12 protein-coding genes are annotated in these 14,561 nt (G+C 48.9%); 7 read left to right on the top strand and 5 right to left on the bottom strand.

Features of this window, described 5'->3' with window-relative positions; all coding sequences use genetic code 11:
- Positions 1–58: 58 nt before the first annotated feature.
- Positions 59–2,140 carry a methyl-accepting chemotaxis protein gene (locus XI25_RS30670; protein ID WP_046681619.1) on the bottom strand — a complete coding sequence of 694 codons (2,082 nt, stop codon included), beginning with the start codon at positions 2,138–2,140 and terminating at the stop codon, positions 59–61.
- 204 nt (positions 2,141–2,344) lie between these two features.
- Here XI25_RS30670 and XI25_RS30665 point away from each other — a divergent pair, with 204 nt between their 5' ends.
- Positions 2,345–3,967 carry an amidase family protein gene (locus tag XI25_RS30665; RefSeq protein ID WP_052759814.1) on the top strand — a complete coding sequence of 541 codons (1,623 nt, stop codon included), beginning with the start codon at positions 2,345–2,347 and terminating at the stop codon, positions 3,965–3,967.
- 568 nt (positions 3,968–4,535) lie between these two features.
- The gene (locus tag XI25_RS30660) at positions 4,536–5,666 is read left to right on the top strand and encodes a DUF4261 domain-containing protein (RefSeq protein ID WP_046681618.1); all 1,131 of its coding nucleotides are present in this window, start codon (positions 4,536–4,538) and stop codon (positions 5,664–5,666) included.
- 349 nt (positions 5,667–6,015) lie between these two features.
- Here the strand turns inward: XI25_RS30660 and XI25_RS30655 are convergent, their stop codons facing one another.
- From XI25_RS30655 to XI25_RS37145, 4 genes are all read right to left on the bottom strand, one after another.
- A complete protein-coding gene (locus XI25_RS30655; protein WP_046681617.1) occupies positions 6,016–7,596 on the bottom strand; it encodes a SagB family peptide dehydrogenase in 1,581 nt (526 codons plus the stop codon).
- A 59-nt stretch (positions 7,597–7,655) separates the two neighbouring features.
- The gene (locus XI25_RS30650; RefSeq protein ID WP_046681616.1) at positions 7,656–9,599 is read right to left on the bottom strand and encodes a TOMM precursor leader peptide-binding protein; all 1,944 of its coding nucleotides are present in this window, start codon (positions 9,597–9,599) and stop codon (positions 7,656–7,658) included.
- Positions 9,596–11,551: a putative thiazole-containing bacteriocin maturation protein gene (locus XI25_RS30645; protein WP_046681615.1), complete on the bottom strand. Its 1,956-nt coding sequence runs from the start codon at positions 11,549–11,551 to the stop codon at positions 9,596–9,598. Before XI25_RS30645 ends, XI25_RS30650 begins: the two co-directional genes overlap by 4 nt.
- A gap of 291 nt (positions 11,552–11,842) precedes the next feature.
- Positions 11,843–12,037, bottom strand: coding sequence for a hypothetical protein (locus XI25_RS37145; RefSeq protein ID WP_442950448.1), 195 nt, complete (start codon positions 12,035–12,037; stop codon positions 11,843–11,845).
- 340 nt (positions 12,038–12,377) lie between these two features.
- Between XI25_RS37145 and XI25_RS30635 the strand changes: the two genes are divergently transcribed.
- The 5 genes from XI25_RS30635 to XI25_RS30615 all read left to right on the top strand — a co-directional run bounded on the left by XI25_RS30635 (position 12,378) and on the right by XI25_RS30615 (position 14,551).
- On the top strand, positions 12,378–12,812 hold the full coding sequence (locus tag XI25_RS30635) for a hypothetical protein (protein WP_052759812.1): 435 nt from the start codon (positions 12,378–12,380) through the stop codon (positions 12,810–12,812).
- A gap of 39 nt (positions 12,813–12,851) precedes the next feature.
- Entirely contained in the window at positions 12,852–13,109 is a 258-nt protein-coding gene (locus tag XI25_RS30630; protein WP_046681612.1) for a hypothetical protein, read from the top strand.
- Positions 13,110–13,131: 22 nt separating this feature from the next.
- A complete protein-coding gene (locus tag XI25_RS30625) occupies positions 13,132–13,653 on the top strand; it encodes a hypothetical protein (RefSeq protein ID WP_052759811.1) in 522 nt (173 codons plus the stop codon).
- Positions 13,654–13,893: 240 nt separating this feature from the next.
- On the top strand, positions 13,894–14,157 hold the full coding sequence (locus XI25_RS30620; RefSeq protein ID WP_046681611.1) for an AbrB/MazE/SpoVT family DNA-binding domain-containing protein: 264 nt from the start codon (positions 13,894–13,896) through the stop codon (positions 14,155–14,157).
- 1 nt (position 14,158) lies between these two features.
- Complete coding sequence (locus XI25_RS30615; RefSeq protein WP_046681610.1) at positions 14,159–14,551, top strand: type II toxin-antitoxin system death-on-curing family toxin; 393 nt, start codon at positions 14,159–14,161, stop codon at positions 14,549–14,551.
- Positions 14,552–14,561 lie beyond the last annotated feature (10 nt).

Genomic DNA, 14,561 nt, shown 5'->3' with positions numbered 1-14,561 from the left:
GCTGGCTTGTTTTGTTCCGAAGAGTGACTCCTCAATACGGGGAGTAATCACCCACCTATTATTTATTTATGGTGAATTTCTTAATATTGTCCTCCAGATCCTTGGAAAGTCCCTCAAGCTGAGACAGATAACCTGCAAAGTCATCGATTGTAGCCAGCTGCTCCTCGGCTGCCGCGGACACGTCTTGGGTAATAGCAGCATTTTCTTCAGTAATCGCTGAGATATTGGTGAAAACGTCCGTGAGTTCATGGCGTTTTTCGACCATCGTCTGGATATGGCCGTCAACCTCGTTCGTCTTGTCCATTTGGCTGTCTACGGAATCCATGATGTCGTTAAAGATCGATTCGGTTTCCCGAACCGCCGTTTCTTGGTCCATAAACAGCCCGCGGGATGTGCCGATGGCTTGAACAGCTGCTCCCACCTGGCTGTTCACATTCGAAATAATTTCGCTGATATTATTTGCGGCGGAAGCCGATTGCTCCGCGAGCTTCCTGATTTCGGCAGCTACGACGGCGAATCCGCGTCCATGTTCGCCTGCTCTTGAAGCTTCAATGGACGCATTCAGGGCCAATAGATTCGTCTGCCTGGAAATTTCGAGAATCGTGGACAGTATGCTGCTGATTTCACCAGCGCTTTCACTTACATGATTAACGGCTTGTGCCGTTTCCTCCGAAGATTGCAGGGTACTGTTAAATCTTCCGACCAACTCCTGCACAATAATGATGCCGCGTTGATTCAGTTCGCCTGTACGACGGGCAAGATCCAGTATTTCCTGCGTGGATGCCGTGACCTGATCGATCGCTCCGCCGAGTTCCTCGACTTTTTCAGAGCCCCCCATAACGGTATTCGCTTCATCGCTTGAAGCGTTGGACAGCTGAATGATGGACTCGGTAATTTGCGAGGAAGCCTTTTGAGTCTGATCCATGCTTTCTTTAAGGTTGGCCGCCGATTGAGAGACAACATGCGCCGAACCGGAAATCCCGCCGATCATCTCCTGGATATCCTGTTTCATGCTGTTAATGGCCCGAACCATGGTGCCTACTTCACTTCGTTTGTTCAACATGGACTGCGGAATATCGGTGGCCAGATTGCCGCTGCCGATTTGCTGCAAATACTGTACAGCCGCATTGAGCGGCTTCGTAATGGCGCCGGATATAAACAAGGAAAACCCGATGGCGATCACAACGATAATAGCCATAACGAGAAGGATAATGTTCTGGATGGCATCGACGGATTCCGCTATTTCGCTATTGTCCATGATTGCGATGTATTTCCACTGGGTTTCCGGAGAAACGAAGACGCTGGCGGTATAGCTCTTCTTATTCATGGTGATCTCGAAATTTTTATTCGCCATTTTGTCGATGTCGGCAAATTCCTTCACGCCCAGGTCCTTCAGCGTTTTAAAGTTCGTTTTTGGGTTCTTGGGATTGGCGAGGATCGTACCGTTTTGGTCTGCCAGGATGACATAGCCGGTTTTACCGATTTTGATGTCATTGATGGTCTTGGTCAGCGACTCCAAGCTTACGTCCACACCCTGAACGCCAACGATATTACCGGCTTTATCCTTAATGGTGATGGAAGAGCTGACGATCGGAACATTTCCGGTAAAGGAAGCGTAGGCACCCGTGCGCATGACTTTGTCGGGATTCTCAACGGCCTGGGTGTACCACGCTCTGGGTCTCGGGTCAAATCTATCGTTGGAAGTGCCTTGGGGCCACTGTATGTATCCGCCATCCTTTGTTCCCAGATAAAGATAGGCCACATTGGGATGCGTGTTGGCGTAATTCAAATAGAAGTTATAAATTTCCGACTCCATGCCTTTTTTTTCCGACGGAGTCATCTGAATGGTCCCGTCCTCCCCTACTGCATTCACATAGGAGGTAATGGATTTGTCGATCCGTTTGATGAGAGGCTGATTGGCAAAATATTCAACCGATTCATTCACGGTGCTAAAGTATAGGTTCATAGCCCCGCTGACTTGCTTGATTTCCTTCCGGGTGGCTTCATAGAAGTCCTTCTCCATGTCGCTCTTAACTCTCTCATTGATCGCGAAGCCCAGAGAAAGTGTCGATAACAATACAAGGATAACCATCGTAACGAGTAGCTGAATCTTCAGATTCCACTGCAGTTTCTTTCTCAAGTTGTTTCTCCTCCATTTTATCTATAGTCTTTACATACTATCGGCAAAAGATCTAATATTGTTAAATATTGTCGAATTGATTACGGAAAAAGTAGGCCTTTTGTCTTAATCTATTCATTTTTTCGGGAGGAATTACGATACTACTAAGGGGGAGAGAAACAAAATGCGAAATATGAACTATAACGACATCAGGAGGTAAGGCACGTGAGCAAAACATTTTTGAATTTCAAAGCTTTGCTAGCTATTTTGCTAGTTGCCGCGGTATTCCCGTGGAATCAAACAAATGCCGAAGCAGCAAAAAATACGTTTGATCCGTTTGAAAAAAGCATCGATGAAATCGCAAATGCTTTGAACGCCAAACAAATTACATCGGAAGAACTGGTGGAATACTATCTGAAACGCATAGAGGCCTTTGATAAACAAGGCCCTGCTATCAATTCCATTATTACGGTAAACGACAAAGCCCTCGAATCAGCCCAGGCACTCGATGCCGAGCGTAAATCCAAAGGACCAAGAAGCAAGCTTCATGGTATTCCTTTTGTCGTAAAAGATAATTTTGACGTCGTTGGCATGCCGACGACAGCCGGATCTGCAGCGCTGAAGAATGCCTATCCTACCAAGAATTCGTTCACCGTACAGAAACTTGTGGATGCCGGCGCCATTGTCATCGCCAAAACAAACATGTCCGAGCTTGCCGCTTCCTACGGCAGATTGGGCTACAGCTCCATGGGCGGTTTGACGCTCAACCCCTACAACCTGAACCGCGATGCTTCCGGTTCCAGCAGCGGCAGCGCTGCAGCCGTAGCGGCCAACTTTGCCGTATTCGGTCTTGGAACGGATACCTCCGGTTCCGTTAGAGGTCCAGCCAATGTTACCGGCCTGGTAGGTATCAGACCGACGCTGGGATTGACCAGCCGCAGCGGCGTTGTCCCTTCCGCCCTTTCCTTGGACGTAACAGGTCCTTTGGCACGCAGTGTCAAGGACGCAAGCTTAGTCCTCTCCGCGATGGCTGGAACAGACAAAGAAGATAAAGCGACGAACGCCGCGAAGCAGCATGTTCAAGACTACGGCAAAAAGCTGAACGCTTCTTCGCTGAAGCATGCTCGTATCGGCGTTGCGACTGATTTCTTCGGTGATAATGCCGAAGTAGATGCCATAACGAAGAAAGCTATTTCCAAAATGAAAAGCATGGGAACGGTTGTGGTTCCTGTCACATTCTCCAAGCAATCCAAATACCTGTGGACTCCGGTTCTTGGGCCGGTCGGCGATGCGGAATTCAAAAGCCAGTTTGAAAAATATTTGAGCTTTCTTCCTTCCGACGCACCCAAAACGCTGCAGGAAGTGATCGACATCAGTGAATCTCCTGAAGTAATGAACTCGGCGACGCCAATGAACCCTGCACGTCTGGAAGGCCTGAAGACCGCTTTGGCAAAAGCCGATGACCTGAATTCCAAGGAATACAAAAACATCATTAACCAGGAAATGCCGAAGACCCGCAAGGAAATTACGAAAATCATGAAGGACAATAAGCTGGACGCCATCGTTTTCCCTACGATGTCCTGCCCTGCTTCGAATCGTTTTGATAAAGAGGATCCTACCTATGTCTGCAAGGCATATGATACCTATGCGGCAAGTTACGTGGCATCAGCTACAGGTTTCCCTGAAGTTACCGTGCCCGCAGGAACCGTGAAAGCGGGAGTACCCGTGGGCATCTCGTTCTTGGGAACAGCATACACCGAGCAAAAACTGCTGGACCTTGCTTATTCCTTTGAGCAAGCCGCCAAAGCAAGAACTGTTCCTGTAAACACGCCGAAACTGACGAAATAACAGCATTACAGCCTCTGAAAAACGGTCCTTCTCTCCCATTCATTATGTAAGCTTCAATAGGTTGCAGGTCAGTTATAAAAACGCTCCTCCATGCGGGGCGTTTTTATTTATAGATATAGAATTTATAAGTTATCAGCGGAGCTGATGGAATTCTATATCGCAAGAAAAACTTCAGCTAAATGCGGTCTGTCTTCTGGGAAAACACGTCGATAGAGTTTTTCTTATAGGAAATGCCAGCATGTTAATAAGTAAAAGCGCAGAGACAATCAACGAGATTGCGGCTACGCAGGACCGGCGCGAACGTATCCCGGAGGTATTATCCAAACGATCAATTAAAGCAAGAATCGTATATCCGTCGAGGAAAATGAACGAACAAGACGCTCATCAAGATATCATCTCGTTAAAGTAAAAGAGCACAGCGTTTACTTTAACGGGATTTTTTATCGTTTCCACGATTGCTGCGCAGCCTAGTGTCATGAAAAGATTTCCATTAACCTCCCTATTTTTGAGGCGGATCGGTTAGAATATACAATTATAGGATTACACCCTCATATAAGGAGAGAGATGAATGACAGCCCAACAACATGCGGCCATGGAATCCATGATCGACTGGCTGGCGGATGAGCGCGAACTCGGCCGTAAGCCCAGCAAAATCGAAATTGCAGGAGAATTCGATTTACACGAAATGCATTACTACATATTCAAGTACAAAAAAACCATGCTCGGAAAATGGCTTCTTGGCGTCTGCGGCGGCTATGAAAGCCCATCTGACACCGAGCATTGCGGCCATATCTTCAGTGAGATGCAGCTTTATGACCCTGCTACTGCGGAGCAGGAAGCGATAGCCATGGTAGAAATGATCCGCGAATACTGGATGAAGCAAGCGGCAGCCATTGAAGCCGAACAAGCGCCAAATGACGACACGAAGCCTGAGGGCGATTCATCCGGCATTTTCAACGGGTTCGTTCTGCTGAACTCGCCCGAATGCGATCTGGATCAAGTGAAGAAGAACTTGCTGCAAGACTGGAACATCTCCTGCTCAACGGAAGATGGAGAAGATCAGAACGCCGGCGAGGAAAAGGAAGGAATCCTTGTCTTCGAGGTGGACGGTTTTACGTTAGCCGTTAGCTTTGTCGATGCTCCCATACCTGACGGTGAGGCCGAACATAACGCGCAGGCAAATTATCTCTGGCCGGAAGCGGCGGAAGTCGTCAAAACGCATGTTGCCCAGATCATACTGGCTGTATTCACCCGCTCAGGCTCCCCGCTGGATAGCGGCAGGCTGTATACGAAGCTGGCGGCAAGCTGTTTGAAACTTCCCAATGCCATAGGGATCTATATGTCCGGCACCGTATTTCAGCCCCAACTTTTTCTGGAATTGGCTGAAATCATGAAGCCCGATGACAGCTTTCCACTGCTGAATCTGGTTCATTTTGGCCTCGTCAGAAGCGAAAACGGGATCAGCGGGTATACTTACGGACTTAAATCATTCGGCAAAGATGAAATCGAAGTCCTGGACAGCCAGGCCGCCCCTGCCGAGCTGCGCGACTTTCTGATCGATATCGCCGGTTACGTCGTAGAACAGAACGTTACTTTGCGGGATGGAGAAACGATCGGCTTTTCGGCAGAGCAAAAGCTGCCCATCACCCGGTCGGAAGGCGTTTATGTCGAGGGAGAGAGCTTGAAAATCGGATTCTAGACAAAGAAATCAAAGAAATCATTGCATATAGCAATTGCGCATATTCTTTTACAAGAAAGCAGTAGTCTGTTCTCATGTTAAAAATGATTGATTTCAGAGCCTGTCCATGACAGGCTCTGCTTGAATCGCCAACATGGAATACATGCCGGAATCATTGATCGCTTCTCTTCAGCCGCGGAGTCTTCTATGCCAACGCAAGCTCCGGGAGAGATGTTGGGCATTTGGGCTGCCGTCAGAAATATCTTCGGATCCGACTTCCCGTTTTGGATTTTTTCCGGATCTACAATGACATCAAAAAAACTTCTCGCGGCTGGCTTTTATGATTCACACGATCTTTATCCATGCTCTTCTAGCCATGTAAACCTCCTGCTAAACGGGGGCTGTGACGATAGGATCCTACCGGGATTTGGATTAGGCTGGTTATTCCTTGCGAAGTCATCTTATAGATCTCATCACATAGTCTGGCATCGAATCCAAGGAGCGGATGTCCCCCTAGCCCGACAGCCGATGCTGCTAACAGCAAACGCTGAACGAGCATCCCCGCTTCCATCTGTTGGATTCGGTATCCCCTATACCCCATTGCTGCTGTGAGATGATCCTTATCCCCTGCTATATGGAAACATATCGGTACTTGGATCAGGTTCACATTATCGGAAGACATCCCATGCTGCAGCTGAAGCCGAAAATCCCCATAACGTACCGGTCGTAACGCATGAGCAGCGCTGTCATAATAGTAAGCTCCTGCCGGAATACCATCAATATTATACAAACAGACGTATAATGAGATGCGAGAAACGAGGTTCTCATGTTCTTCATCCAAATCATTCCAATAGGTGAAGGAAGCCATTGCCTCCTGCAACAGTAAGGCCAGTTGTTCTTGGCTTACCTTGCTCATCATAAAATCACTGTCCGGAGAATACCGCTTTCGGCTTACTGACGCCAGATCATACAATAACCGTTTCGCGCGGGGGAGTGGTACCGTTTGATCACCGAAAGGAACGATCTTCTCTTCCCCGATTCGCGGTATCGACCGAAGTGTTTCCAATAGAGATGCTTCGTTCATTTTGATTAACATCGGAAATTCCTTGACCCTCCGGGACCGGACGTAATGATCATGCTGAAGCGTCGGCAGCTCCGAGCATAATTCAGTGGCGGAGACATTCCCCTCTTCCTCATTCCTATTGGCAAACCAAGATTTCGCAGGCTCCACCGACAAAGGAATAACCGCATACACGCTCTCCTCTTGTTCGGATACCCCGAGAAGATCATTCACGGCCCGATCAAGAAACCGAAAATACACCCCCGACGAAAAGCCAAACCGTTTCGCTACTTCCAAGAGCTGCCCGATCAGCGCACCCGCATCAAGTCCTTGCAGACGGTAAGAAAAGTTATTGTATTTAAAGAAGTTTTTCCAAAACATGGTCGAAACAAAAACAGCGCCAAAGCAAGCCGACACGTCACAGCGATTACCAAGAGCCCTGGCTAAATAAGAATCGAAATCACCTTCTCGCAGCAGCACCAAACGGTGGTGCGCCACATCATAATGATATATCCCTGCAGGCAAATCCTCCATCTTCAAATATACGTATAACTCATTCGGATATAACGCTCCCCCGGAAGGAACAAACCTCCTGTACAGCTGCAGCAGCCCCATTGTTTGTACCATGGAATTCGAGGCAAGGACTGACTGGGACAATTGAGTCAGCCCGAATACGTACCAGAGAAAATGACCCATTCGACGAAGATCGGGCTTCACCGGCGCTTCAACGTCTTCGAGCGTCAGCGGTATTTCCGGAGATAACGGAACCACAGGCAGACCGCGATAAAGCTTGTATGCGAGCGGTCCGTCTTCCCAATCCACCACCAAATCCGGCGGTTTGGTCTTGTCAATGTCATAATGCAGATTATGCAGAAACGACTTCAGACTCATCCTTGTCTCTCCTTATATGAACGAAGGCGGTCAACCACGCCACGTTTCAATTTTTGATGCTATGGAAATGGATGTGGGTATGGATTAAGATGCTCTAGCGTCAGCGGCTTCTTCGCGTACCCGAGTTCCACAGGTACCCGGAGCACACGCTCCAACCCTGCCAGGCGGGTAAATTGATGTCCGAACGTCATCGGCAGCATGCCCGGGATCAGCACTTTCACGCAATGCAGTCCATTTCTTTTGATTTCCGGCGCTGTAACATCCACCACGATCACATCAAGATTCAGTCGGCGGAATGCCTTAAGAATGTCCTTCAGATCATCGGTTAAATCGGCATGCCTTGCCTTCCGCTTGAATTCCTCTTCAAACGTTCGCAACGGACGGTTTTCATCCAGCAGAAATTGCAAGCGTTCCTGCGCTTGCGGCAATCCGTAAAGCAGTGAATGATCCTCCATCTCTTGCACCAGGGATGAATCATGGAACATTCGAACATACGTCTCCCGGTTCGCATCAAATTTCTCGTCAAGCGCCTGCACCATGGCGGCCAACTCATGAACCGCACTTTTCACGGCCCGTACCGGGTCCGGATGGGCTCCGGCCGCACAGATGAGATTCAATCCCGTTTGCTTCCTGTTTTTTGCCACTCCCCAAACGCTTGGAATCCCATTCTCCATCGTCGAATTAAAGAAAAACACATCAAACCCCGCCACTGCCTTCAAACGATCGATCATCAACCGCAATTCTTGGTCGTTAGCGGAGTCAAGGTCAAGGCGTGGGAGAGGCAGCTGCGCATACCAAGTCATCAGAAACGAATCCCGCTCCACCACTTCCAATATGCCGTAAAAAATAGCCTCCTCCAAACTTCCGCCTAACGCGCATCCGTTGGAAGTTTCAGACACAAAGCTGTGCCTGCAACCCATGCTGTAATAGGCCAGCTGCTCCGGAACCAGAATCGGACGCTCTTCCAAAAACGAATAGCCCCATACCCAATCGATGGCTTGGTCAGGATTAAACGGTGTGAACGGAACCCCCGGTTTAGCATACTGTTCCTCCGTGTGCACCCCTACTTTTACGGGATCGAGCGCTTGATCTTTCAGATCGTGGAAGCTGCCATGGACTACCGTCCGTTTGCTTCGCGGTGCCAGACCGCAATACCGTTCCAACCCCTCCAATATGGCGGTCAACTCGCTCGCCGCATAGGAATGAGTCCGACCTGCCGTTCCCACGTCCTCTGTGAACAACGGCAGGTTTACGCTCACATCGGCAAATGGCGACTTAAAGTCAACCATTTTCCCATTCAAAAAACCGGTCCGGTAATCCAGATAGTCTTTGGTCAGAACTTTGCTCAGCTCATCCATCGGACGGCAGCGGTAACTGTCTATGCTCGTCTTCGGACTTGGTTGGAGCGAAATATGGGCTGCCGTCAATGAATCGTCAGGCAATTGACTACAAACCGGACACAGCGGGTCAGGGAGAATAAGGTGAAGTGTGCTCTCCAGCGTCTTCAGGTTGATTAAAAACACCCTCCCTTCCGTTTGAACCGGTTTGCCTTGTAACACCCTCCGCGCCTCTACTGCCAGCAAATAAGCTGCTTGCAAAAGTCCTGTGCGCGACGCCCATGCATCACGCGGCATTCCCCCATGCGTCACCAGCCTCTGCTGCAGCTCCCGCATCTCCCTGCGTTCGCGTCCTGCCATGAGGCGCCGCGCGTCCGCACACTGGGAGCACCCTTGCGTACCCGGTCGAACCAGCGGTCCGATCATGCCCTCACCAAATGAAACGAAACCGCGAAGCCAAGGGATGCCGGCCGGCTGCAAAACCTCTTCCGCCTTTTGATGAACGTAAGGATGCCAAGCATCGTGCAGTACCAGAACCAAATCCGCCGCTTCCGGCACCCCTGTCTCGAAATCGATCTGACGAACGACCTCAAATTGGGTTGACAGTTCTCCGCTCACACAATCCGCCAATACCCCTTCTCCAACAATCGCAATGATCGTGCTCATCGAGATCCCTCCTCTCGCAGCACCACGCCAAAAACCCCTACCGCTTCCTCCTTCAAAAACGGTTCTAATGCCAGATCAAAGACCAAGATCCTCTTCTTGTTCTGCTTCAAAACCTGCAAGGCCGACTGCAAAACCTCAGGTTGTGAGGTTACTTCATAGGCGGGGATATCAAGGCTTAGCGGCACCTGTTCTTCCAGATGAACGGACGAAAACTCCAAAACTTGCGATTTGAGGAAATCCGGTTGGTTTTGTACTGCCAGCAGAGCCTGCTGTAATGCCCTCCGCAAGGCCATTGCCGCATTTAAGCCCACATTTCCATACCAGCCATCGCTCGTGCCGACCCATACAACGGGAAATCCGGACACTTCCTCTCCCAAAGCGATCATCGGCTCTTCCCTCATAGTCGTTAATGCCTGCAAATAAAAAAGGCAATGCTCATCTTCTACCGTACGCAACTGTACCCGAGAGACAATAGGCAGCTGGCACGCCTGCTGCTTGCCCAGCACTTCCTCCAAGCACCTTTGCAGCCCTCGGCAAATACCCTCCGCAACCGTTTCTCCTGCTCCGACGCCGATAAATTCCCGTGTTTCCATCCTGCTGCCTTCAACTCTCTGATGGGAGGGGAGCTTCGGGACGAACAGATCGGCCATTCGCGACACATAGGCTTCAATCCCAGCCAGCCCCGCTTCCAGACGCGCCCCCTCATGCGTCAGATCGGTACAGATCATGTCCGGCAGCAGCCCGGCCGGTCCTTCCGATAGCGGATCGATTGCCTGGACGCGACACTGGGAGAGCGGCAGCTGATTTAAATCCCCCTCCTCCCAAACATGAAAAATCCCTGATTCCGCCGATGTCAACCGGTTGAAGTAAGGAATCAATCCGTTCTCACTTTTATTTAATCTCCGTTCAAGCTGAAGATCGAAATCATGGATCAATTCAGGTGCGCCAAATCCTGTCACAAGCGGATGAGGCATAAACGAATGCCATTGTCCTTCGAGAGTCTCCAAATTCAACAGAAAAAAACGATTACTCGGTTCCGAATCGTTCGCTCCCGTAATCTTTTTAAATAATTCAAATACGATCACATTGGCCAACATCGCTCCCGCCGTGGAAGAAAAGGCGTGCAATTGCGGGTCTTTAGAAATTGCGGATTGGTGTATTCGACGCCACGCTGACTCCCAGCATCCCTCAAAGTCCGGATGCACTAGCGGCCCCGCCAGACCCACCTGCTGCAAACATACAGCAGGAATAAACACCTTCTTCTCCTCCTTGCAGGCCGCATGAAGGGCTCGAAGCACCTCGACATCGTCACGTGACGCAAACAAAATCGAATCAAACGGCCTCACAGCCTCCCGCCAACAACTTCCCCCCTCCTTATGTAGGGTAACCTCCTCTACGGCCACCTCGGAGTCCGTTTTCCGGGCATATACGGCAAGTTCCGCCATCCGCTGCCGATCCGTCGAATCCGAACCCGAGACCAGTACATTAAACTTGGGCAATCCGGATTCGAGCAGCGCGGAAATCGCCGAGATCAAGAATGGACCGGAACCGACGACCAATACTTTGGCTTGACGGTAAGACTGAAATCGATATGCACCCGAATCACCGAAATGATCCAAAAATTCAATTTGAGAAGCATACTTTTCAAGAACCTCTTCCGGCAATTGATGCGGTGCATCTTGGCCCACATCCCGAACAAAGCCATTACGATATAAAACTTCCGCGATTTCATATACTTGGTTCCGGTGTTGGTCCGGCAATCCGTCTGTCAAGTCCCCCAAACTATGCTCCCCATTGAATATGGGTATCAGCATTTCAATCCACTGATCGATCGCCTCTCCTTCCATGCGGAACGAGCTTACATTGTTTCGAAAATACACACCGCCAGAATCAGGGAGAAAAAACGTATCCCTTTTCACCTTAAGACGCATCGAAGGGTTCAAATTTGTCATTCTATTCCTCTCCTCGGTAAGCTGTTCTCAATCTGCCCAGCACTTCACAAATAATCTTATGTACAGCTATTTGTCCCTCATAACTGTAACGTTTGAACTTTTGTCCTTTGTTGCCAACGTAAAACACCCCCTAAAAATGAGTTTAGATTAACCGTGGTTTTTCTAAAATCTATTTAGGGGGTGCACTTCAGATTGATACAGGGGCTTTTCTCTTCCCATTAAGCAGCCACTGTTTCCGTTGAGCAGTTAGCAATAATGGACACAAACATTGCCTTATCGGCAAAAACGACCTCACCGTCCTCCACGGTGGCAATGATGACAGTGGTGACAGTTATGACAGTTGTGGCAATTGTGGCAGTTGTGACAGTTGAAACAATTGAAACAATTAAAACAATTAAAGCAATTGGAGCATCTGAAGCAATTGAAACAGCTGAAGAAGAAGCACAGTCGAGCCGACTGCCCGTTTTGAGCGTTCCAAGGAGTCATCTCACCCGCCTTAAACTTGGAAACATTCAATTTCTGTAGATCATTTTTGAAATTATTCATACGCTTACCTCCATTTTAGATAAACAGTATTACTGGCAGCATAAACTGGCACTAGCAAGAAGAACAAAGCCAAGATAATCAAGGAACAATCGCACCTGTGAAATCCGCCAATCCTAGTACTCATGACAACATATGAATCGAGTTCCGCTCTTGTTACTGTTCTAAATGCCTATATTTTTTCTTCATAAATTCAAGTTGGAACTTGCTTCGTATCGAATCACTGTCCCTTGGCCAAGGACCGGCGATCTATGCCTTTTACGAGAACAAAGAGGATTTGTTCATGACGGTCTTTCGCGAGGCGATGCAGTCGTACAATTCGTTCATTCAAGAAGCGTCTGAGGAACAAAAGGCGCTGAGTGCTAAGGATAGTCTCTATCGAATCCTGGCCAGGCAATATGAATTCTACCAACGGAGTCCGGAAGCGAGTTTAATCGTGCTGCGGTATGTGATCTTTCCGCCCGCTTTCTTGAAGGAGACGATCGATGAAGCTTTTCTCCATTCGGACGAGCTATTGACGAAGGCTATTGAACAATTGATCGTTCAAGGAATAAAAGAGGGCGTTATTCGCGAACAACCCGTGGAGCTTCTCGTAGACTCTTTTCTCAACTTGATGGACGGATTAAGCATGCAATATTTCTATTACACCTCCAAAGAAGTATATGAGCGCAAGCTGAACCATGCGTTTGAGATGTATTGGAACGGCGCGCGTTCATAGACGCAAACAAGAAGATTCATCAACAAGGGGATGGGGAAAATGACAGAACTCAGTCAAGCGAAGAGTAATGATTTAAAAACGCAAGATTTTGAAAGAGAGCCCGTTCCTGCGAGTATGCGTAAAAGATGGCTGTCCATGTCGCTGGTCTGGATCGCGATCGGGATCGATCTGTCGGCCATGTTTTTGGGGGCTCAGCTTGGCAATGGCATGAATCTGGCGGACTCGCTAGTGGCCACCATCGCCGGTTCGATGATTCTTGGAGTGATCGGAGCCCTGTGCGCGTACGTCGGGGCGTAACGGTCGGCCCGGATAGCGTCTGTTGAAGCGCGGCCGCATCTTTGGCGGCGATACGCTTACGGCAACCGATGTGGCGGTAAAGCTTGGGCGATACCAGTGGGAAGGCGCCAAGACCGAGGAGCTTGATGAATCGGTCTGCCGCAGAGCGGATGAGATCATTACGCGGGATATCGAGGATGCGATTGATCGCATGAAGACAAGCGCCGACCCGGTTGACGTCGTACTCGTCGGCGGCGGAAGCATCCTTGTCGCAGATAAGCTTGAAGGCGTGGCACGGATCGTGCGACCGGATCACTACGATGCCGCGAATGCGATTGGCGCAGCCCTCGGTGAAGTCAGCGGAGAAACCGAGCGGATCTATTCGCTGGATGAGATGTCTTATGACCAAGCCAAGGAAGATGCCCGGAACCATGCGATTGAACAAGCGGTTCTGGCCGGCGCAGATCGCGATACGGTGCAGATCGTGCTGTCGGAGGATATTCCGATTGCGTACTTGCCGGGCAACGCCTTGCTGGTGAAAGTCAAAGCGGCAGGACGGTTGTAAGTTTGACGATGGCCTGTCTTGTGGAGAAAAATCTCTTCAAGGCGGGCCTCTTTGCGTAAGAACAGGAGAGTCAAGCTGCATAAATGACCGGGAGACTGGCTTGAAGGAGAAGCCGATTTCGAGGAGTCTTTGGGGATATCAAAGTCACCGGTGGAAGCCCCCCTATTTCTATCTTTTTTTTCTCTTCAGTGCATGTATAATTGTTATAACAGTTGAATATTATAACAAGGAGAAAAAATTATGACCAAGGTGATCGAAATGGAGCGTAAAGTAACAAAATTGGGAAATAGCCTCGGCATTACAATGACCGAAGCCTTAAAAAAAATCGGACTCGAGCTTGGTGATACTGTGAATATCGAGGTAAAAGAAACAGATGGAGAGATTATTATTCGCAAGGCCAACAAGATAGCATTACCTGCAGGGATAAGCACTGAATTTCTTGAGACCCTCTCGGATGTTATGGAGAAATACGATGAAACACTAAAAGGTCTAAAGGATCGCTAATATGAGCATTCGATTCCTGTCTGTCCAAGAAGTCGTTGCAATTAATGTCGCTGTTATACAGAAATATAGCCCAGGAGAAGATATAGGAGTCAAGGATGTGGGCTTGTTAGAATCCGCGGTTCTTCGGCCGCAATCTTCCGCATTTGGCGATGACGCGTATCCTTCCCTATTTGAGAAGGCCACTGCTTTGTTCCAATCCTTAGGACAGAATCATCCCTTTCAAAATGCAAATAAGAGAACCGCCTTTACTGCTCTTGTGATTTTCTTGAAGCTTAATGGATATCATTTCGTCATGGATCAAAAGGCAGCGGAAGATCTAACCGTTGATATGGTTAATCATCATTATAATTTTAGAGACCTTGTGCAAGTTATTAAACAGCACAGCAAAAAATGATAATTAGCTT

Origin of the sequence: Paenibacillus sp. DMB20 (genome assembly GCF_000987955.1) — a bacterium.
Classification (GTDB): Bacteria; Bacillota; Bacilli; order Paenibacillales; family Paenibacillaceae; genus Paenibacillus_AQ.
This window is presented reverse-complemented; position numbering and strand designations above follow the sequence as displayed.